At 41.0% G+C, this 22,105-nt stretch carries 14 protein-coding genes; 11 read left to right on the top strand and 3 right to left on the bottom strand.

What is annotated here, in order from left to right:
- Positions 1-142: 142 nt before the first annotated feature.
- The 3 genes from tdeA to HMPREF9064_RS05135 form a co-directional block, all read right to left on the bottom strand.
- Positions 143-1,513: a toxin/drug exporter TdeA gene (gene tdeA, locus HMPREF9064_RS05145; RefSeq protein WP_006718098.1), complete on the bottom strand. Its 1,371-nt coding sequence runs from the start codon at positions 1,511-1,513 to the stop codon at positions 143-145.
- Between the two features lie 87 nt (positions 1,514-1,600).
- Complete coding sequence (locus HMPREF9064_RS05140) at positions 1,601-3,532, bottom strand: MacB family efflux pump subunit (RefSeq protein ID WP_006718099.1); 1,932 nt, start codon at positions 3,530-3,532, stop codon at positions 1,601-1,603.
- A 19-nt stretch (positions 3,533-3,551) separates the two neighbouring features.
- Positions 3,552-4,727 carry an efflux RND transporter periplasmic adaptor subunit gene (locus HMPREF9064_RS05135; RefSeq protein WP_006718100.1) on the bottom strand — a complete coding sequence of 392 codons (1,176 nt, stop codon included), beginning with the start codon at positions 4,725-4,727 and terminating at the stop codon, positions 3,552-3,554.
- Positions 4,728-4,994: 267 nt separating this feature from the next.
- On the opposite strand from HMPREF9064_RS05135, the gene glnS reads away from it, so the two are divergent.
- From glnS to HMPREF9064_RS05085, 11 genes are all read left to right on the top strand, one after another.
- Positions 4,995-6,665, top strand: coding sequence for a glutamine--tRNA ligase (gene glnS / locus HMPREF9064_RS05130; protein ID WP_006718101.1), 1,671 nt, complete (start codon positions 4,995-4,997; stop codon positions 6,663-6,665).
- 135 nt (positions 6,666-6,800) lie between these two features.
- Positions 6,801-8,558 (top strand): ShlB/FhaC/HecB family hemolysin secretion/activation protein, encoded by a 1,758-nt coding sequence (locus HMPREF9064_RS05125; protein ID WP_006718103.1) that lies wholly within the window; start codon positions 6,801-6,803, stop codon positions 8,556-8,558.
- Positions 8,559-8,600: 42 nt separating this feature from the next.
- Positions 8,601-15,338 carry a two-partner secretion domain-containing protein gene (locus HMPREF9064_RS05120; protein ID WP_006718105.1) on the top strand — a complete coding sequence of 2,246 codons (6,738 nt, stop codon included), beginning with the start codon at positions 8,601-8,603 and terminating at the stop codon, positions 15,336-15,338.
- A 1-nt stretch (position 15,339) separates the two neighbouring features.
- Positions 15,340-15,705 carry a hypothetical protein gene (locus HMPREF9064_RS0109430; protein ID WP_032997858.1) on the top strand — a complete coding sequence of 122 codons (366 nt, stop codon included), beginning with the start codon at positions 15,340-15,342 and terminating at the stop codon, positions 15,703-15,705.
- Between the two features lie 174 nt (positions 15,706-15,879).
- Positions 15,880-16,080 (top strand): voltage-gated potassium channel, encoded by a 201-nt coding sequence (locus HMPREF9064_RS05115; RefSeq protein WP_231957914.1) that lies wholly within the window; start codon positions 15,880-15,882, stop codon positions 16,078-16,080.
- Between the two features lie 83 nt (positions 16,081-16,163).
- Positions 16,164-16,544 carry a hypothetical protein gene (locus tag HMPREF9064_RS05110; protein ID WP_006718111.1) on the top strand — a complete coding sequence of 127 codons (381 nt, stop codon included), beginning with the start codon at positions 16,164-16,166 and terminating at the stop codon, positions 16,542-16,544.
- A gap of 214 nt (positions 16,545-16,758) precedes the next feature.
- Complete coding sequence (locus HMPREF9064_RS05105) at positions 16,759-19,533, top strand: deaminase domain-containing protein (protein ID WP_032997859.1); 2,775 nt, start codon at positions 16,759-16,761, stop codon at positions 19,531-19,533.
- Positions 19,533-19,904, top strand: a complete 372-nt coding sequence (locus tag HMPREF9064_RS05100; protein ID WP_006718116.1) for a hypothetical protein — start codon at positions 19,533-19,535, stop codon at positions 19,902-19,904. The genes HMPREF9064_RS05105 and HMPREF9064_RS05100 overlap by 1 nt, the downstream gene beginning before the upstream one ends.
- 836 nt (positions 19,905-20,740) lie before the next feature.
- The gene (locus HMPREF9064_RS05095; RefSeq protein WP_006718118.1) at positions 20,741-21,103 is read left to right on the top strand and encodes a hypothetical protein; all 363 of its coding nucleotides are present in this window, start codon (positions 20,741-20,743) and stop codon (positions 21,101-21,103) included.
- Positions 21,104-21,194: 91 nt separating this feature from the next.
- Entirely contained in the window at positions 21,195-21,536 is a 342-nt protein-coding gene (locus HMPREF9064_RS05090) for a hypothetical protein (protein WP_006718120.1), read from the top strand.
- A gap of 128 nt (positions 21,537-21,664) precedes the next feature.
- On the top strand, positions 21,665-22,051 hold the full coding sequence (locus HMPREF9064_RS05085; protein ID WP_006718122.1) for an SMI1/KNR4 family protein: 387 nt from the start codon (positions 21,665-21,667) through the stop codon (positions 22,049-22,051).
- The last annotated feature ends 54 nt before the right edge of the window (positions 22,052-22,105 follow it).

Below are 22,105 nucleotides of genomic sequence, written 5' to 3' on the forward strand. Positions count from 1 at the left end.
GCGGTTAGTTTTGGTGACGTTTTATCTGAAAAACAGTCTGAAAACCGACCTCACTTTTCTCTCAAAAAAAACGGCGCTTTGTTAATCAAGCGCCGTTTTTGTTTTTTAGAGAAAGTGCGGTGGTTTTTCACCGCATTTTTACTTAACGAGAGTAGTAACCCGCCATGGAGCTGTAAACGGCATTTTCTGCCTGAATCACGTTGAATTTGGCTTGCAAAATGGAAAGCTGGGAGGCTTTTTCCGTATTGGCCGCCGTCAACCATTCGCGCAATTCAGACACGCCCGCGTTGTAGCGGTTGCGGTAATATTGTGTAATGCGTTGGTTGTAATTGTACGTTTGTTGCGCGTTGCTAAAGTGGCTTTGTGCTTGAGTAAACGCGAAGTAGTTGGTATCCACGTCATTTAACGCCGTGGTGATACTTTTTTCATAGTTTAAACGGGCTGTTTCGTAATCCGCTTCAGAGATTTTCACGTTCCATTTTACGGTGTTCCAATTTAAGAACGGCAATGTAATACCAACGTTGCCGGCGCCAATAGAGGAGAATGTAGTCGCGCCGGTTTGATTGGTGGCGTTACGGCTTAAGCTGCCGCCCAAGGTAATTTCCGGGAACCAGCTTTTTTCGGTGGCTTTGGCATTTTTGAATGCACTGCTTAAACGGGCTTGATAGCCTTTGACATCAGGACGGTTGGCGATCACGGAAACCGGCACGTTTAAATTCACGCCCACAGTTTTTACGCTCAAAATATGCGGGAAGTTGATGTTTAATGTGTCATCCGGTTTTAAGTTCAGCAAATTGCGTAAGGTCTTTTCTGCGTTTTTGCGGTTGGTTTGCAACGTAATTAAATTATTACGCGCCGTTAATACTGCTTGTTGAGCCTGATCTACGCTAGCACTGTCTGCGACACCTTGCGCCAAACGATTTTTCATGATGTTGCTGATGTCGGTGTAATATTTGATGCTTTCTTGAGTAGTGCTAATAGCATCGTTTAAATAGGCAATTTGGTAGTAGGTTGTTACCACCGAGTTGATTAAAGAAAGACGGGTAGATTCCATGTCTTCAATGGTGGCTTTATGAGACCATTCTGCTGCATCGGCTACGTCTGCTAAACGACGCCACAAATCCAATGTATAAGACACATTTAATGCGCCGGTGTGTGTGATCGCGGAATTGCCACCACGATTAATATCTTTTTGAGCAGAAGATTTTGCTGCACCACTAAAGGCCGGAATCAAGTTTGCTCCAGCAAGGTTGGCGCTATACAGTGCACGGTTCACGGAAACTGCCGCCTTGGCTAGATCTTTATTATTTGCTAAAGCTTGTTCGACTACGCGGTTGAGTTGTGCATCGTTATAAAGCGCCCACCAGTTGTCTTTAATGTTGTATTGCTTGGTGATGTCTTCATATTGTTTGTAATTATCGAGGCTGGCTTGATAAGAATCGCCGATATTGGCACAGCCGGCGAGAGTTGTTGCCATCACCACTGCAAGGGCTAATTTTTTCATTTTTAACATTTTTTATCCTTCTTTAAGGTTCAAGGGGGCTATTTTATGCCTCAAAAGTGCGGTCGATTTTAACCGCATTTTTAGGTTTTACAAAATCTATTCACGGGCTAATGCCGTAATCGGATCTAATTGTGCAGCACGTTTTGCCGGCGTGTAGCCGAACACTACACCGATTAAGCTCGAAAAAGCGACGGCGGCAATAATCGAACCGCCGGAAAATGCCATGGTGAAATCGGTCATAAAGGTGTTAAACAGCACTCCAATCGCACCGGAAAGCAAAATGCCGGTGACGCCGCCGATAAGACAAATCAACACGGCTTCAATTAAAAATTGTTGCAGGATATTAGACTGCCTTGCACCGATTGCCATGCGCACACCGATTTCTTTGGTGCGTTCTGTTACTGACACCAACATAATATTCATCACACCAATACCGCCGACGATTAAGGAAATAAAGGCAATCGAGGAGATAAGCAGTTTCATCGTGCCGGTGGTGCTTTCGATGGTTTGTTTAATGGTGTCGCTGTTCATGATGAAAAAGTCTTTTTTGCCGTGGCGTAGTGTCAGCAATTCCGTAATGCCTTTTTCTGCTGCCGTTGTGTTCACATCTTCTGCGACTTTCACCGTAATCGAACCGATTTTTTTGCTACCTGAAATGCGGTTCATCACAGTAGTGTAGGGCGCGTAAAGATTCAGTGAACTGCTCGCGCCGCCCATTTGTCGATCGGACACAACACCAATAATACGCAACGGACGTTTGTTAAATATCACCACTTTGCCAAGGGGATTTTCATAGGGGAAAATGGCTTTTTTGGCACTTTCATCAATTAACGCCACTTGTGCGTTTTCTGCGACATCTTGTGCTGAGAGTAGACGACCTTGTTTTAATTTTAAACCTTCCACATCAAAAGATTCTTCGCTCACGCCTTTTAAGGACGTCGTCGAAAAGGCTTTATTCGCATAAATCAAGGTGCCGCTCGACGCGCTATTCGGCGTAACGCTTTGCACATAGGTTTGTTGGCGTAGCGCGTTAGCATCATTAACCGTGAGATTCTGCATTTGTTCCGCTCGGCGATCACCAAAGCCGGTGCCGTTAAAAATGGTGATGGTGTTTGTGCCGATGCCGCGAATATTTTCCAGAATTTTTTGTTGCGATCCATTGCCTAACGCTACTACAGACACCACGGAAGTAATCCCAATAATAATGCCAAGCATGGTGAGTAGGGAACGCATTTTATGTGCCACAATGGCGCTAACAGACATCCGAAAGGCTTCCATCAGCTGATCTTTGCTAAAGCCAAAACGTCCTTTAAAAACATTTGAATTTTTGACCGCACTTTTCACCGGCTGGGTTTGCGTGTCACTGATAATTTCGCCGTCTTTGATTTCAATCATCCGATTGGCGCTGGCAGCGATATGCTTGTCGTGGGTGACCATAATAATGGTATGCCCTTCTTGGTGCAGTTGGCGCAAAATTTCCAACACGTTTTCACCGCTTTGCGAATCCAATGCACCGGTGGGTTCATCGGCTAAAATGATTTCACCGCCGTTCATCAAAGCGCGAGCAATACTCACGCGTTGCTGTTGCCCGCCGGAGAGTTGATTAGGCTTATTCTGCCATTTGTCGCTTAATCCCAGTTTTTCCAATAATTGTTTGGCGCGTTCCAAACGTTGGTTGTGGGGCATACCTGCATAAATTGCCGGTAATGCCACGTTTTCTGCGGCGGTAAGGCTGCTCAATAAATTGTAACGTTGGAAAATAAAACCGAATTTTTGGCTGCGTAAATCGGAGAGCTGATCGGCGGTTAATTCGATGGTTTCTTTCTCATCGATTTTGTACGAACCACTGGTTGCCGTATCAAGGCAACCGATAATGTTCATCAACGTGGATTTGCCCGAACCCGATTGCCCGATAATGGCAACGAAATCGCCTTTTTCGATATTTAATGAAATGTCTTTCAGAATATGAACACGATTTTCGCCGGCACCAAAGTAGCGGTTGATGTTTTTCATTTCAATAATATTCATTGGAAATTTCCACCGCACTTTAGAAAATTCGTGGTCCGCGCATATTGCCGACAGCTTCGCCGGCAGCCACTTGTGACACAATGACTTTTTCGCCTTCAGCAACGCCGGATTTAATTTCTGTTTGGTAATCGTTTTGTACGCCGATTTCTACTTCGCGTTGTTCCGGTTGGTTGTTGCTGTTTAATACCTTCACAAAGGTTTTGCCGTTTTGCGTTTGAATTGCCATATTCGGCACGGATAGCACATTTTTCGCGTTGGCAATTTTGATGTTGTTTTCTGTGGTCATGCCGATGCGCAAAATCTGGTTGGGATTTTCCACGATAATGTTGGCGTAGTAATAAACTGCGCTGTTACTGGTGCTTGACGTTGAACTTGTGGTACTGGACGTGGAGCTATTGCTAATCGTCGTTGTCGCCGGATCAACGGATTCAATTTTGGCGTGATAAAGGGTTTTGCTGTCGGATAAAATACTGAAAGTGACCTCTTGTCCGGCTTTCACTTTCGTAATATCGCCTTCAGAAATTTCCGGTTTAATGCGCATTTTGCTTAAATCTGCCACTTTGACAATGGTCGGTGTGGTTTGATTAGAGTTTACTGTTTGACCTTCAGAAACCGGTGTAGCAATCACTGTGCCGTCAATCGGTGAGGTGATTTTGGTATAACTCACATTGGTTTCCGCAGTATTTACTTCAATTTCTGCTTGTTTGATGTTTTCCTGCACCACATTCATTTCTGCTTTGGCATTATCTAAGGTCGCTTTTGCGCTATTTAAGCTGTCCAAGGAGGTACCTTTTTGCGCATACAATTTGGTTAAACGATGGTAATTAGAAAGCGCCACATCATAGGCGGTTTTACGCGCGACAAACTGGGCTTGGTAACTTGCAAGCGCCGCTTTTCGGGTGTTTAGCGTATTGATTTGTGTGGTGGAATCAATTTCCGCAATCAAATCGCCTTTTTTCACTTGTTGACCCAAAGCCACATAGAGTTTGGTGACTTTGCCAGAAACCTGCACGCCCACATCAACGGTGTTGACACTTTCAATTGAGCCGGTCGCCACCACATTTTTTTCAATGTCGCCACGTTGCACGCTTTCCGTTAAATAAGTGGTTTTAGGCGTGGAATCGCCCATAAAAAAATAACCGCCGGTGACTACCGCGGCAGCCAAAGCGGCCATTATCCAATGTTTTTTCGTCATATTTTCTCAAGGGTTAGAAGAAACAGTGAAAATAGAATACAGGAGAAAGATTAAGGAAATCTTAATTATTAATGAATGAACGTTCATTTAGTGGCGCATTTTAATGGGAAATTAAATTTTTTGCACGAGAAATTTCAAAAGTCCACGCAAGATTTTGCCTTGTGCTGAAACAAATAACACTGCGATTCCTTAGATAAATTTCAGCTTTCAAGGAAAAATGTGTAGAATAGTGCGGTTATTTTTTTATGCGTTTTAATTGAGAAAATTATGAGTACAGAAACTATCTTAGAAACGACGGAAAATGCCCGTCCACACAATTTTATTACCCAAATTATTGATGAAGATTTAGCGTCCGGTAAACACCAACGCGTTCATACCCGTTTTCCGCCTGAGCCAAACGGCTATTTGCACATTGGTCATGCCAAATCTATCTGTTTAAACTTCGGTTTAGCAAAAGAATATAACGGTTTATGTAACCTCCGTTTTGATGACACCAACCCGGTGAAAGAAGATGTGGAATATGTAGATTCTATCAAAGCCGATGTGGAATGGTTAGGTTTCAAATGGGAAGGGGAGCCGCGTTATGCTTCCGATTATTTTGATGCACTTTATGGCTATGCCATTGAATTGATCAAAAAAGGATTGGCGTATGTGGACGAACTTTCACCGGAAGAAATGCGCGAATATCGCGGCACGTTAACCGAGCCGGGGAAAAACAGCCCGTATCGTGATCGTAGCGTAGAAGAAAACCTCGCGTTATTCGAGCGAATGAAAAATGGTGAATTTGCAGAAGGCACGTTGAGTTTGCGTGCGAAAATTGACATGGCGTCGCCGTTTATGGTGATGCGCGACCCGGTGATTTATCGCATTAAATTTGCCACCCACCACCAAACCGGTGACAAATGGTGCATTTATCCAATGTACGATTTCACCCACTGTATTTCCGATGCCATCGAACGCATTACACACTCATTATGTACTCTTGAGTTCCAAGACAACCGCCGTTTATACGACTGGGTGTTGGAAAATATCAGCATTGAGCGCCCATTGCCGCACCAATATGAATTCTCTCGTTTAAATTTAGAAGGCACGCTCACTTCTAAACGTAAATTGTTGAAATTAGTCAATGAAGGCATTGTAGATGGCTGGAACGATCCGCGTATGCCAACCATTTCAGGTTTACGTCGTCGCGGTTATACGCCGGCGTCATTGCGTGAATTCTGCCGTCGTATTGGCGTGACAAAACAAGACAACGTGGTGGAATACAGCGCATTAGAATCTTGCATTCGTGATGATTTAAACCAAAATGCGCCGCGAGCCATGGCGGTGATCGATCCTGTTCGTGTGGTGATTGAAAATTTTGAAGGCGAAGAAATGTTAACTGCGCCGAATCACCCGAATCGTCCGGAATTAGGCGAACGCCAATTGCCATTCACCAAAGAAATTTACATCGACCGTGCAGATTTCCGTGAAGAAGCCAACAAACAATATAAACGTTTAGTGTTAGGCAAAGAAGTGCGTTTGCGCAACGCTTACGTGATTAAAGCCGAACGTGTGGAAAAAGATGTCAACGGTGAAATCACCACTATTTTCTGTACCTATGATCCGGAAACCTTAGGTAAAAACCCGGCGGACGGTCGCAAAGTGAAAGGCGTAATCCACTGGGTTTCCGCCACGCACAATCACCCGGCAGAATTCCGTTTATACGAACGCCTTTTCACCGTGCCAAACCCGGGCGCAGAAGAAAATATCGAAAGCGTGCTAAATCCAACGTCCTTAGTGGTGAAACACGGTTTTGTCGAACAAAGCCTTGGCAATACGGAAGCAGAAAAAGGCTACCAATTTGAACGTGAAGGCTATTTCTGTGCTGACAGCAAAGACAGCCACCCGGAACATTTGGTGTTTAACTTAACGGTGAGCTTGAAAGAAGGTTTTTAACCCCATCACCGATTAAAAAGTGCGGTCGTTTTTCGTGGTGAATTTCGATCGCACTTTTTTAACTGTTAATGCCAATAGTGATTGGCGTTTAGAAGGAATAGTATTTTTATTCATTATATATGGAACCAATAAAACATGAGATTTGCCTATTTTACTGCTTTTAGTCTTTCTACAGCTATGTTACCTGCGTTTGCTGAACCTAGTTCAATACAGAATGCTACCCAGCAGGCAGTCGATACACGCCAACAACAGCAACAAAATATTTTAAATGCCGAAATTCAATCCCAACAAGTAAAAGCTCCAACGGTTCGCTTGGAAAGTGAAAAGGTACATGCACTTGGATTTCCAAAAAATGAAGAACTCTGTTTTCCTATTCATCAGCTTGTTCTTACCGATTATCAACACACCGTTTCAGAATCTACCTCTTTTTCTCCCAGCTCATTTTCCTGGGCAAAAAGTGCGGTCTATTCTGAGGGCGATTTTGCATTACCGGCCTGTGTTGGTGCTCAAGGAATTAACGTGTTATTACGCCGGATTCAAAATTATTTGATTGAGCAGGGATATGTGACTACACGGGTGGTTGCGGAACCGCAAGATTTACGTACAGGTGTATTGAGATTAACGGTGATTCCGGGCAAAGTGGGGCATATCCAATTACAAGATCAAAGTGCTGTTCCTTTTGCGACAAGAAGTATGCTTTGGTTTGCTATGCCTATGGCTGTTGGGGATTTATTGAATGTGCGGGAAATTGAGCAAGGCCTAGAAAACCTTAAGAGAGTACCAAGTGCTGACGCTAATATTGAGCTTCAGCCCGGAGAGACTTTGGGTGAGACAGATATTGTAGTGGCATATAAACACCGCATTCCATTTCATTTAACCTTAGGATTGGATGATTCGGGCTCCAAATCGACAGGACGTTTACAGGGCGCCGCTACTTTTTCTTGGGATAACCCGCTTCGCTTAAATGATATGTTTTATGTTAGCGGTACGCGTAGTTTTAAACGACATAGTGATGCGGCAGAGGGAGATTATGGCAGTCATAATCTGAGCTTGTATTATTCCATTCCGTGGAAAAACTATTTGCTGACGCTTTCAGGCTCCCGTTATACCTATTATCAAACGGTTGCAGGTGCTTTTGAGTCTTATGTGTATTCTGGCGAAAGTAAACAAATGAAGCTCAATTTAAGTCGTCTATTGAGCCGTGGCGCACAACATAAAACTTACACGAATATTGCCTTATGGGCGAAAAAGTCCCACAACTATATCAATGATACGGAAGTTGAGGTTCAACGTCGTCGTACAGCCGGATGGGAGCTAGGTCTTACGCACACGCACTATGTAGGCGTAGCGACATTTTCTATTTCCGCTAATTACAAACGGGGGACCGGTGCGAATAATGCCCTTCGTGCACCGGAAGAACGATTTAATGAAGGCACCTCAAGAATGCGGATTTTGACCGCCTCTCTTGATTTTAGTTATCCGTTCAACATTGGAAAACAACCTTGGCGCTTTAATACCTATTGGCAAGCGCAATGGAATAAATCACCGCTCGTGCAACAAGACAAATTCAGCATTGGCGGCCGCTATACGGTACGTGGGTTTGACGGTGAACTTACTCTTTCCGGAGAGCGCGGTTGGCTTTGGCGCAACGAACTGGCATGGAATGTGATGAACAAAGGACATGAGATTTATCTCGGACTCGACCGAGGTATTGTCCGTTCAAGCAATGAGGAATTACAAGTAGGCAATAGTTTAACCGGTGGTGCATTGGGGATGCGCGGTAATCTTTGGGGACTAAATTATGAATATTTTGTTGGCACACCAATTCAAAAACCGCAAGGTTTCAGAACAAGTCATGTAACAACAGGGTTTAACCTCAGCTATCGTTTTTAAGTATTTTTTAAAATAAGCAGATTTTATTATTAAGGAAACATCATGAATAAAAAACATTACAAAGTTATTTTCAGCCAAGTATTAAATCAACTTGTGGTTGTATCGGAACTTGCCAAATCAAAAGGCAAAGCCACGAGCGAAGATGTTGAAAGTGCAGAGATAAAAACAACGTTAAAAGCTACCGCACTTTCTACTTTATTCGGCACTCTCACACCGGTTCATTTCAGCATTATGTTAGCGTTGGGGTTTGTTTTCGTTTCTCCTACTGCTTTGGCAAATGCGGATATGGCGATTCGCGCAGACAAATCAGCACCGGGTAATCAACAACCAACGGTGTTACAGACGGCGAATGGCTTGCCACAAGTCAACATTCAAACACCAAGTGCAGGTGGCGTGTCGCGTAATCAATACTCGCAATTTGATGTGGCGGAAAAAGGCGCCGTATTAAACAACGCTCGTAAGGCGGTACAAACCCAAACGGCCGGTTGGGTACAAGGCAACCCCAATTTAGCCGCAGGTGAAGCGAAGGTGATTTTAAATGAAGTCAATTCATCCGCTCCGAGTCGGTTAAAGGGCTATGTAGAAGTGGCCGGACAAAAGGCCGATGTTGTTATTGCGAACCCGAGTGGTATCCATTGCGATGGTTGTGGTGTCATTAACGCAGGACGCGCCACCATGACCACGGGGAAAGCTCAATTAGAAAATGGTGAGCTCAAAGGCTATGAGGTCAACGGCGGCAAAGTTAAGGTGACCGGCAAGGGCATGGATAACCGCCAGGCGGATTATACCGATATCATTGCAGAAAACGCGCAAATTGATGGCGGTGTGTGGTCGAAAAAAGCCATTAAAGTCACCACTGGTAAAAACAAAGTTGATCGCACGAATGATTCGGTGGTTTATGTAGGCGATAAAAACACTGTGGAAAGCGACCGCACTTTAGAAACCCCACAAACTTACAGCGTGGATGTGAGCCAATTGGGCGGTATGTATGCCGAGAAAATTCATTTGGTGGATAACGGCCAAGGCCTCGGTGTACGCAACGCCGGCCACATCGGTGCCTCTGCCGGTGAGGTAAAAATTGATAGTCAAGGTAAGATTGTGAATGAAGGCTTTGTTGGTGGTAGTGAAAATGCCCAACTCAATGCGAAAAAGAATATTGAGAACCGTGGCACCGTTTATGCTAAAGCTCAGACACAACTTAATGCTCAAAACATTGATAACAAACAGGGTGTTATTGCAGGTAAACAAGTTCAGCTTAACGCGAATAACGTGGATAACCGCAAGCAATCGGATAAAGGCTCTTTAATTGTTGCAACAGAGAAAGTGATCATTAAAGCCAAGCATGTAGATAACCACGGGACGAAAGCTAGCGACAAAACGGAACAAGGTATCCGTGGTGTTCAAGTGGCTATTACGGCTGAAAATCTTTCTAACCAACAAGGGGGTATCTACGCTGATGAGCATGCCAACCTTGATGTAGCGAAAACAATTGATAATCAAGCTGGTGAGATTGAAGCAAGTAAATCAATTGAGTTAAAAGCGAAGGCTTTAGCCAATGAAGGTAATATTAAAACCAAAGGGAATTTAATGGTTCGTTTACAAGACAGTTTAACCTTAAATAATGCTTTCCAAGTTGGTGGTAATTTAGATTTTAAAACCGAAGGAGATTTTAAAAACAATAGCCAATTACGTGTAGGTAATAAGGCGGATGTTAAAGCGGCTAATGTTGAAAACACTAAAGATGGTGAAATTAGCGGTAATGAAACACGCATTAATGCAAATACTTTAACTAACCGAGGCTTAATTGATGGTTCATTGACTGTTGCAAAAGCAGTGACCATCAATAACTTAGGTACCGGTCGTATTTATGGTGACCATGTGGCTTTACAAGGAGAGAGTTTAAATAACCTTGAGGAAGGGGACAAATCCACTGTGATTGCTGCGCGTAAGCGTTTAGATATGGGCGTGGATAAAATTTTAAACCGTAATGAAAGTACCTTTTTAAGTATGGGTAAGATTTATGTGGGCAAAGCGCTGGATGAAAACAACCAGGCTACAGGTGAATCTGCGTATGTTCACAACTACAATGGTGTGATTGAGGCGTTAAATCTCTACGATAATGCGAAAAGCAAGGCGATTACCTTTAATACTGGGGCGGTAGAGAATAGACACTTTTTCCTTGAAACAGAAAATATAGATACTTCGTCTACACCAGTTTTCGAGTATCGAATTGGGAATGATTCGACTATCTACGGTAAAGGCTCTGGGGTTTATAAAGTTAAACAAGATGATAAGAATAGTCGTGGTGGTTTGGATAAAAAAGTAAAAAATCTTTATCATATTTTTTCACCGGACGGCAAAATCGAAAGTGATAATTGGCATGAGTATGATTATACCCGCACAGTGAATGAAACCATGGTACTTAAACCAAAATACCAAGAAGGTAAGATTTTAAGTGGTGGTGGAATAGATTTTAATGATGCGCGTGTAGACAACCAAGATAGTAAAGTGATCGCTGGTGGGCTGATTCAAATTGCGGATGGACAATTAAATCAGAAAGAGTTTAAAGGTCGTACTATTGTGACGGATGCAGGTCATGTAACTGCGTTTTATAAAGGGCGGGCGTGTGGTAAAAAAGTATTTGGTAAATGTATTGATCATTACAATACCACTAAAAGTGATACCGGTATTTATTACAAACAAAATGAAAGAGTGAAAGATTTAGGGGTATTTGCCTATAAAGAAAATATGTCCCCTGAATTTGCTAATAATGGTGTAGCGAATAAAGGTGATGTGGGGGATGTGGTGTTAAATCGTCTGACACAATCGCTAGATAAATCCTCGCTTTATAATGTGAATCCTAATGCACCAAAAGGCTATGTGATTGAAACTGCCCCACGTTTTGCGAATAAGCAAAAATGGTTGAGTTCGGATTATATGTTTAATGCTCTACGCTATGATCCAAATAATATGTTGAAACGTTTGGGGGATGGTTTTTATGAGTTGCGTTTAGTGAATGAACAAATCAACCAGTTAACCGGTCGTCGTTATCTTGATGGATATCAAAATGCCTTAGAGCAATATCAAGGTTTGATGAACAATGGTATACGTTATGCCAAACAATTTAATTTAGTGCCGGGGGTTGGTTTAACCAAAGAACAAATGTCGGAGCTGACCACTGACTTAGTGTGGATGGTGAACCAAGAAATCACTTTACCAAGTGGTAAAAAACTCAATGTGTTAACACCAAAAATTTACTTGGCTTCTAATCGTACTCAAGTTACCCCAACAGGCTCTGTGATTTCGGGGGATAGCATTGTAGGTTCGGTGACCAATATGACCAATGAAGGGACGGTGCTTGCGGCGAACCTAGTGAACCTACACGGTCAAAATTTAGAGAATAAAGGCCTAGTTTTTGCTAATAACGTTAATCTTAATGCTGAGCAAAAACTCGTGAACCTTGGCGGTAAGATTATGGCGGCTGACAGTGTATCGCTTTATGGTGGTAAATCCGTAGAACTTGGTGCAACGACGGCGGAAACACAAAGCCAATTAGCTCTTACCGAAACCGGCAATAAGATTGTCGATCGCCAAAGTGAAGTAATGGTGACAGGAAAAGATGGAAAGATTTCTATTCAAAGTAATGGCGATATCACAGTGAAGGCCGCCAATGTGAAATCGACAGGCACCATTGATGTGAACGCCAAAGGCAAACTTTTAGTGGGTACAGAGAAGCAAAGTAGCAAAGAGCATTATGACTTTAGCGATAACCATCATTATCACTTAGATAAAGAAGGTGAAGTTGGCTCTGTTATTGGCGGCAAGGACGGAGTGCGCTTAGTTGGTCAAACAGAAGCCACACTTCGTCAAGCTGAAGTAACGAGTGCTAATGGAAAAGTAATGGTTGCCTCTAAAGGAGATGTTCGAATTGAAGAAGGGCGATATATTGAACATTTAGATACCCGTAATAAGCAAAAATCTAGAGGTGCGTTTACAAGCGTTACTGAAGAATATAAACATAAGCATAATTACGATTTGAGTAAAGGTAGTGAAATTGATGGAAATAGCGTTGTGATTTACTCTCAAGATGGTAATGTCACGGTGCAAGGCTCAAATGTGGTGGGAGAAAACGGCTTAACGGTGAAGGCGAAAACCATCGACATCAAAGAAGCGGAAAACAAAGTTTATTCTGATGATTTTCACAGCAAGAAAAAATCAGGCGTGTTGGGCGGAGGCATAGGGGTTACGTTTGGTGCCCAAAAGCAAACGATAGAAAGCGATAAAACGAAGTTTTATGCACAGGGCAGCCAAGTGGGTAGCTTAAATGGCAATACTACCCTCATCGCAGAGAATGATTACACACAAACGGCAAGTCATGTGAGTGCGGTGAACGGAGATGTCAATATTCAGGCGAAAAAAGTCGACATTAAAGCGGCAGATGATAAATATGAAATGCACACCAAACAAACCTTTGAGCAAAAAGGGGTAACCCTTGCCGTCACCTCTCCGATACTGTCCGCCCTACAAGCCGTGCAAGGGACGGTGAAATCTGTTGAGCGCGTCGGTCAAAGCAAAAATGACCGAGTCAATGCCATGGCGGCGGCGAACTCGGCGATGGATGCCTATCGAGCCGGACAAGCGGTGGGACAGGCAGGAAAAGCGATGCAAGAGGCGATGGAAAATGGAAATATGGATTCCGTCGTGGGGGTACAAATCACTTACGGCCAACAAAAGAGCGAATCACGTACGCATACTGAAGGAAAAACCGCGGCCAAATCTCAAGTGAATGCCGGAGGCAAAGTAAATATTGTTGCCACAGGGGCAGGCAAAGCATCCAACATCACCATTAACGGTTCGGATGTGTCCGGTAAACAAGGAACCTTCTTGGGGGCAGAGAACGACATCAACATCACGGCTGCCGAACAAACGCACAAAGAGCGCAGCACCAATAAATCGAGCGGCTTTAATGCGGGGGTGGCGATAAAAGTGAGCAATGGCGTTGCAGCGGGGATTACTGTTGGGGGCAATTACGGCAAAGGTTACGGCAACGGTGATGAAACCACTTATGTGGCAAGCCATGTGGGTGACGCCAACAGCCAAACCACAATACAAAGCGGTGGTGATACAAACCTTATTGGGAGCCAAGTAAAAGGTAAACGTGTTGAAGTCAATGCCGACAACATGAATATCAAAAGTTTGCAAGATAAATCCAACTATGATGGCAAGCAAACGAATATCAGCGGCAGTGTAACCATCGGTTATGGGTTCTCCGCAGGGGGAAGCTACAATAAATCCAAAGTCAATGCCGACCATGCCAGCGTCAATGAACAAGCCGGCATCTATGCAGGGGATGAGGGGTATGACATCAACGTCAATAAACACACAGACTTAAACGGCGGTCTTATCACCTCAACACAAAAGGCGGAGGATGAGGGCAAAAACCGGTTTAGTACGGGAACGATTACACATTCAGATATTGAAAACCACTCAAACTACAGCGGAAGTAGTTTTGGTGTGAGTGGCAGTGTGGCAGCGAATTTTGACACCCCATTGGGTAAAGAGGGTCAAGCGCAAAGTAGTAAACAAGCGACCGATAGCAAGGGCAATCCGGTTTATTTGGATAAAAACGGCAAGGAGACGGTCAGTGCGACCGACACGGAGGGCAATGCCAATCGTGCGAAATCGGCAACCGGTTTGGCCTCGTTGCAATCTACCTTAGGCCTCGGCTACGGCTCAGATAAAGAAAATCAATCCAGTACAACGAAAAGCGGCATTAATACCAAGAATATTGAAATTAGAGACCAAGCAGGACAACTGGCGAAAACCGGTGAAACGGTTGAGCAGACGCTAGATAGCATTAAAACCGATGTGACTACGGATAATGCAGAGCAGCATTCCGGCAAGTTGGAAAATCATTTTGATAAAGACAAAGTGATGAAAGAGCTCAACATTCAAGTGAAAGTTACTCAAGATTTTCGTAAAAATGCCTTCTCAATGATTGATGCCTATGTGCTTCCAAAACAGGCTGAATTGAGAAAACAAATCAAGGAAGCTAAAACTGAAGAGGAAAAGACCGCACTTTATGGAGAAATTTATAAATTGCAATATCAAAAACGTTTGCTTGAAACAGTGGTAGGCATTGTATCGGGTTCGCCTGATGTTGCAATAACACAAGGAACTTTGCAATTGGCCGCAACGAAGATGAGAGAGGAGACTTTAGCTAATTCAAGATTATTTAAAGGTATTAAAGATGCTAAGACGGGGAAAATTCTTCGTAATGATAGTTATGATAGCGGTTATTTTGATGGAGTAAAATTAGGTGGTGTAAGGATTGATGTTAATGCTATTTGCAATAGTAACATGGGGACTTGTACTTATAATGATGATAATTCAATCACATTTAAAGGTAATAAAGACTATACATTAGATGATGCTATTGATCCGCAACAAAATAAAAAAGCGGGTGGATTATATGGAGAAACCGGTGGTTTTCAACCTGTTCAAGGTGAGTGGAATCTACATTTTACGAGAATTCCGTATAGCATCGGTTCTATCTCGGATATGGCGGTAGAATCCTTTGCTGGTACTCACGACATGTTAGGAGGCCAAGCATGGGGCTGGTATGATAAACAAGGAAATACTGCAGAAAAAAATAAACTTACTGGTGTAGCATCAGGTGTAACAACTGTTATTGCAATACCGGTATCCGCACCATTTGCTTTATCCGATGTAATATCATCAGATATGTTTGAACTTTTGATGAAAATAGGAGGTAAATAAAATGAAATACACCTTATTTATTCTTTGTTTTATATTAAACGGATGTTGGTATTCAAACGGATGTTTTTATACTCCACAAATGGTTAATTGTGTTGATAAGGGGAAAGAATATCCATTAATTGCAGGGTATCAAAAAAAAGAACTACTAGGACATACAAACTCAAAACAACGATGGAAAGATCTTGTTTCTTGTGGAGGAAAGTATGGTGATATAAATCTACACTACTATCCGCAAAACTATCAAATAAATGACAAAAGATATAAAAATCTTGATGAATGTATGAATACTAAGGGGTATATATATCTTTCTCCCGCTGAATGTGGCTATCAAGATCCTAAGTGGGATAAGGGAAAGTGTAACTTATAACGCATTGAATTTATTTTATTATTTAAACAGAGTGTGGTCAATTTTCAAAGAGCTTTAAAACTTCTCAAAAATTGACCGCACTTTTTTTTAGAGAAAGAAAATTAATTCGTCAGCAAGGTAGCGTGCGTTAATTTTTGGTTCACGCACCTTGCGTTAGCTATGGGGATGGAAATAATGAAAATTTTAGTTATATTCTTAATGACTATTTTTATTCAATCTTGTCTTTCATATTCTTCAGATGAGGCTTGGCATAATCTTAATAAAATGTACAAAGAGGCTAATGGAAAGAAAATATGCATGAAATATAAAGGAAATGTACATGTCATGTATTATTGTGAAAATGAAAACAAAGAACAATGGCAAAGTAGAAAGTAAAAAGTACGCATAATTAATGAGATCTTCTTTTTACTGTACACTTTATCTATAGAAGTTATGAATTTGTTGTTTGGGGTAAGATAATGAAAAAAGTTATATTTATCATAATTTTTATATCCATCATAACAGGATGTTATTCAGCAAAAGACGATTGTTATTATGGAATGACAACAATTTGTTTTGGTAAGCCATATAGCCCAATTGCTAAATTTCAAAAACCTTATAGCTTTGGGCATACGGATTCCGTGAAAAGAATGGATGATTTGGTAAGCTGCGGATTAAGAAAAGGGGATTTAAGTATGAGGAGTGCTTGGGCAATGGATCATTTACCAAAAGCTGATCCCCATTTACAACAAAAAAATTGGGATGCTTTTTTTAAATGCATGGAAATAAAAGGTTATACATGGGTGGAAGATTGTGGCAGAAAGAATTCTACTTCAGATAAAGAATTATGTAATGAATGATGAATATAACTTATCAACCAAAACAAAGGTAAACGTGTAGAAATCAATGCCCCAATGATAGCGCCAGCGTCCACGCTGGTGCTGTTTAATAAAAACATTGCGAATTTTACCCATAAACGTTGGGAGAACCAATGTTCAAAATCCTTTGGATTTTGTGACCGCACTTTTAGTTGATAGGCACAAGCGAGGACGCTTGCGCCATCAAGGGGGGAATATGCAACAAAACGGAACCACGTCCAGCCCGAGTGTGAAAATTAGTATTGGTTACGGTAGCCAAAAACAAACGCAAACCAGTGAAAGCCAAAGTATTCAACATCAAAAATCAACTATCAATACAGGAATACTAGATATTAAAGCCCGTGGTGAAAAAGTCGTTTTTGAAGGCGTGGATGCAAATGCCAAGTTAATGGCGCTTTCCGGCAAACAGGGGATTGACATCAAAGGGGTGAAAGACGAAGAGCATCAGCGTACGGAGAATAAATCGTCCGGTGGTAGTGTCGGTGTTTTTGTGGGTACCAACGGTAATAGTTACGGATTGGGGATAGAGGGTTCGGTGAATGTGGCGAAGGGCAAGTCGAACTCGGATAGCGAACGTTGGCAAAACAGTCATCTAACGGCAGATAAAATCATCACGAACAGTGAAGAAGGCGACTTAACCCTTGATGCGGCGAATCTTAAAGCAAAACGTTGGGAAGCGGATATTCAAAATCTGACGATAACGAGCCGTCAAGATACGGAAAAATACGAATCGAAACAAACGAGTGCGAGTGCAAGCGGCTCGGTGGCGTATGGTTCGGGCGGTGGTGCATCGGTGAGTGCGTCATACAACAAGGCAAAAGTGGATTATGCGCAAGTCAATGAACAAGCCGGGATTCGTGTCGGAGAGGATGGCATGGATGCCAACATCCACAACCATGCTCAACTGAACGCCGCCATCATCGAAAGTGATGCTGATGAAAGTAAAAACCGCTTTAAAACAAAATCGCTCACACATACCGATATTGAAAACCGCAGTGAGATTAAAACGGAAAGTGCGAGCATCAGTGCGGGCACGGGAGGCATTAACCCGATGCAGGCGCTTAGCAGTGCGTTGAGCTTATTAGGTAACACGAATGAAAGAGAGCGAAGCACCACCAAATCAGCTATTAGTGGCAACATTCAGATAGAGACCGAAACACCGGAAAATCTGACCGCACTTTCACGGGATACGAAGAATGCGAATCAACGAGTTGAAAAGCAAGATTTACAAAAAGTGCAAGAACGCCAAGAAATGGCGAAAGTGATAGGCGACATCACGAACAACGCGATAAGCATTGCCACGTATAATGAGCGAGAGAAGATTAATAAACTGAGTCTTGAAAAATTTAAAGCGGAAGAAAAATACGGCAAAGAGAGTACGCAAGCGCAAGAAATCGGTAAACAAATTAGTGTCATTCAAAAAGGGATTGATGATGCTTACGGCATAGGTAGTGAAAAAGGGATGGCGATTCGAGCTGTGACGGCGGCATTACAAGCGGCGGCACAAAACGATACCGCAGGCAGTCTTGTCGCACTGGCTTCGCCTTATCTCAATCAAAAAATCCACGAGATGACGGCAGGCGACACGGCAAAAGACAAAGCGACTAACCTGATGGCACATGCGCTGCTTTCTGCGGTGGAGTTCCAAGTGACAGGCAAAGACCCATTGACGGGCGCAATTGCCGGGGTAACAGGTGAGGCAACCGCTGAAATCATCGCGAGAGCTTATGGTAAACCGGTCAGTGAATTAACGGCAAATGAGAAGGAAAACATTAGCACGTTAAGTCAACTGGCGGGTGGACTGGCTTCGGCATTGACGGCGAAGGCGAATGGCACCACAGCAGAACAAGGGGGTAGTTTCCTTACTGCAACCTCTGGGGCAGAGACGGCTAAAAGGGCGGTAGAGAATAATTATCTAAGTATTGCAGATGTTCAGAACTTCATTCGAGAACTGAGCAAAGCGCAAAAAGAGGGCCGTGATACTAAACCGATTTTAGAGAAATATAAAGGGATTAGTGAAGAGAATCGTCAGCAACTCATAGCGTGTAAGGGTAATGTGGTTTGTGAAACGGCACATTTACATGAAATGAATACTGGGGCTGAAGAGCTTGAGAGAAATTTAGGGTTCTTTAGTCGTATGACGGTGTATTATCCAAATGATTTAAATACAGCGAATCGTACTGCATTATTTAATTTAGTTGAAAGTGAGAATGCAGAAAGTTTTAGCAAGCTTTCGGATACAACAAAATTTGGTTTGAATGCTATGGAGGCTGGTACAGCAACAGGCTATGCAAGAGTTGGATTAAGCAATGTTAAGAGCTTAATTAGTGGAAAAAATAAAGCTTATCCGACATCGGGAATGGATGGGTATAAGCGTACTAATGTCGGGGATGAGGATTATCGTTCAAGTGGTGCTGAGAATGCAGCATTGTATCCTAAATTAAAAGAGGAGTTAGCAATGAAGCAGAAAGCCGGGTTTGAAAAAGTTGTTAAAGATTTAAGTAAAAAACCCACTGGTAGTGTTTTAATGATACCTGATTATCGTCATCAATTGTCAGAGGCTAGATCAACTTTATCACCTAAGTTGCAGAGAAGTGGGAATGCAGCCGTTGCTCAAATTAATATTGATGGATTAACCACTAGAAAATTAGTTGGCCATAGTCAAATAGATAAAGCACAAGGTAGTTTTGTTGGGCAAGGAGAAACAAAATTTGAATCTCTAAAATTACCTAACAAAAAGGGAGATTTGATAGATAGAAGAGTTGATTCTGAGTATAAGATTTTATCTAACTTAGCTGATCAATTAGGTTCTAATAGACAAGCAAAAGGTCAGGTCACAATATTTACTGAGCGTCCAGCTTGCTTAAGTTGTCTAGGTGTAGTAGACCAATTTATCAAACGCTATCCAAATATAAAGGTAAATGTTTTTGACAATAACGGAAAAGCAATTAAACATAATGGAGAAAAATAATGGCAAAACGAGTTAATTATGAAACTTTAAAACAATGGTTTTTTGAGGATGCTTACATTTGGTGTCAACGTAAATTTACTGAAGGGAAAGTAAAGAGTTGGCATGGAGAATTTAATGAATGGGGAGGTGCTTTAGATAGTTTTGATGGGCATTTTGATTTGCTAATTGAGAAGTTAATGCTAAATGTAATTTTTATTATAACTAATGGAGCAAGGCATATATTGAGTCATCAGATAGTTTTTAATGAAATACAAGAGATTTTATTGAATAATAACCTTGATGAGCTAGTTTCTGTTTTAGAAGAAGATGAAAAAGAGGATTTTCTTTATGATTTAAATTTGATTTTAAATAATAGGGAGATTGAAGAATAGCAAGTAGTATAATGATATTGACCCAGATATCCCCACCTAGATAGCGCGCGCTTCCTAACGCGTGCTTGTATCTACCTAAAAATAGACAAATCGAAGTTGTTAATGAAAATAGTAAAAATCTGAATCAAACGAAATCGATGTTTTAGGCACGCGTCAGGAGATGCGCGCCATCATTGGGGAATGTATAAATAATAAGTTGGAGAAGAATGAGCCGAAAATAAATAGCTGGTTAAAAGGTGATAATGATGCTAAGTAGGTTATTCCAGTATTTGGTTTTTACATTTTTTGTATCCATAGTTTGCTTTATTGGGTTTTCGTTATTTTTAATTCTTATATCCTATATATTAAATTGGGGAGAAATATCTTTAAGTGAAATAAAAGACATTGTTTTATTTTCCTTTAATGTGTTTAGTAAGGGATTTCCTTTACTCTTTTTATCTATATTTATTTCAGATAATTTAAAAAGAAGATGAAAGGTGCTTTAAGAATATCCCCCATAGATGGCGCAAGCGTCCACGCTTGTGCCATAACAAGCACCAATAATAGCGCCAGCGTCCACGCTGATGCTGTTTAATAAAAACATTGCGAATTTTACCCATAAACGTTGGGAGAAACAATGTTCAAAATCCTTTGAATTTTTTGACCGCACTTTTAGTTGATAGGCACAAGCGAGGACGCTTGCGCCATCGTGGGGGGGGGAGTTTGGGGGCAAAAGGATGCTTTTATGTTTGCAGTGGCTTCTCTAGAACAATATCTGATAAGCCTAGAAATATATATTCTTTAGGTGTTGGTGGAGGTTTTTCTGTTGGAGGGGATTATTCAATTCCATTAAATAAATGATGAAGAAAAAATGTTTGTTATTACTTCTTTTTTTTGTGGCTTCAATGATAGGTTTAACATCACAGATTCATAAAAAAAATGATGCATTAAAACGTAAAAATGAAACCATTCTTATATTGAAGGATAAGGCTGGCAATAGAATAATTAACATAGAAGATTATTCTAAAATATCATCTTATGTTATTAATTTAATAAATGATAATTATCTTCACATTAAGAAAGTCTTACTGGGAATGGATTATAAGGAGGTTGGTGTTGATGAGCTTTGTAATAAAAATGGTGAGAGTATAAATATATTTATTGATAATAATCTTATAAAGTTAGTTTATGTTTATCCATCATCATTTTGTAGGGAATAATAATTAGTATAGTAGTTTATTATGAGACAAAAGATTTTAAAGTTAAGGGGGAAGTTAATGACTTTAAATTTAAAATGGAGGAAAATAAGAGATGATGTTGGAATCTAAAAAAACAGATTTTGAATTCAAAGTTGGTGAGGTGTATTTTGGTTTTGGATTGTTTATTAATTTATATTTAAATAAAATTTATGTATTAATAAGGAGGCCGTCAGACTTAACTCCTGTTTTAGAGGAGCTGTCTCAATTTAATGTAATAAATTCAAATGATATTTTAAATTGGGATAAAAGAATTGAAAGTAATGGATTGTATATAAACATTCAACCAATAGAATTAAATGATTTTGATTGGGAACTTTATCATAGTGGAGATGAAGAAATTAATAATATTTTTGAGGAAATATATAAAAATATTAAAGATAAGTATGGCGAATGATAATTTTTATAAAATATTAATAAATTAAATTCTATAACTTTATTTTATAGGTTTGATAAGAGTTGGTCTGCTAAGTTAGCTCATGGTTCCCTGTATGATCCAAAAGTCATAAAATAAAGGAGGTGATTATGCAAACTAAATTTAATTTATATCCTAAAGAACAATTACCTGAAAACTTTAAGTTTCCTCAGTCTTATATTGATTTATCCAGTAATATGGAAAAGATAAATGAATTGGAATATTTTCCTTGGTGGTTTGAAGATCCTGATTATGAGAATTCAGAGATAGAGGACAGTGTTTATCTTTATAGTAAAGCAATAGAAAAACTAACAGGTGTAGCTGATTTAATATCATTTGCTAGAGATGGCGATTGGGCAGCTTGTTTCAAATTGACGGATTATTCTGGAAACCCGAGAGTTTATGTTCACGATCTTGGTAATGAAGCCAATAAATATGAATGTAAGGATTTTGATGAGTGGTTAGCAGAAGAAATCAAAAGTGCAAAAGAGTATTAAAATGGACTATTTAAATTTAAGTAAAGAAGTTTCCTATGCGCTTCGTCATGCGCC

This window comes from Aggregatibacter segnis ATCC 33393 (assembly GCF_000185305.1).
Taxonomy (GTDB): Bacteria; Pseudomonadota; Gammaproteobacteria; order Enterobacterales; family Pasteurellaceae; genus Aggregatibacter; species Aggregatibacter segnis.

Bases quoted from the DNA above. Each gene is read 5' to 3' on its own strand.
- tdeA (WP_006718098.1), bottom strand. From the start codon at position 1,513: ATGTTAAAAATGAAAAAATTAGCCCTTGCAGTGGTGATGGCAACAACT.
- HMPREF9064_RS05140 (WP_006718099.1), bottom strand. From the start codon at position 3,532: ATGAATATTATTGAAATGAAAAACATCAACCGCTACTTTGGTGCCGGC.
- HMPREF9064_RS05135 (WP_006718100.1), bottom strand. From the start codon at position 4,727: ATGACGAAAAAACATTGGATAATGGCCGCTTTGGCTGCCGCGGTAGTC.
- glnS (WP_006718101.1), top strand. From the start codon at position 4,995: ATGAGTACAGAAACTATCTTAGAAACGACGGAAAATGCCCGTCCACAC.
- HMPREF9064_RS05125 (WP_006718103.1), top strand. From the start codon at position 6,801: ATGAGATTTGCCTATTTTACTGCTTTTAGTCTTTCTACAGCTATGTTA.
- HMPREF9064_RS05120 (WP_006718105.1), top strand. From the start codon at position 8,601: ATGAATAAAAAACATTACAAAGTTATTTTCAGCCAAGTATTAAATCAA.
- HMPREF9064_RS0109430 (WP_032997858.1), top strand. From the start codon at position 15,340: ATGAAATACACCTTATTTATTCTTTGTTTTATATTAAACGGATGTTGG.
- HMPREF9064_RS05115 (WP_231957914.1), top strand. From the start codon at position 15,880: ATGAAAATTTTAGTTATATTCTTAATGACTATTTTTATTCAATCTTGT.
- HMPREF9064_RS05110 (WP_006718111.1), top strand. From the start codon at position 16,164: ATGAAAAAAGTTATATTTATCATAATTTTTATATCCATCATAACAGGA.
- HMPREF9064_RS05105 (WP_032997859.1), top strand. From the start codon at position 16,759: ATGCAACAAAACGGAACCACGTCCAGCCCGAGTGTGAAAATTAGTATT.
- HMPREF9064_RS05100 (WP_006718116.1), top strand. From the start codon at position 19,533: ATGGCAAAACGAGTTAATTATGAAACTTTAAAACAATGGTTTTTTGAG.
- HMPREF9064_RS05095 (WP_006718118.1), top strand. From the start codon at position 20,741: ATGATGAAGAAAAAATGTTTGTTATTACTTCTTTTTTTTGTGGCTTCA.
- HMPREF9064_RS05090 (WP_006718120.1), top strand. From the start codon at position 21,195: ATGATGTTGGAATCTAAAAAAACAGATTTTGAATTCAAAGTTGGTGAG.
- HMPREF9064_RS05085 (WP_006718122.1), top strand. From the start codon at position 21,665: ATGCAAACTAAATTTAATTTATATCCTAAAGAACAATTACCTGAAAAC.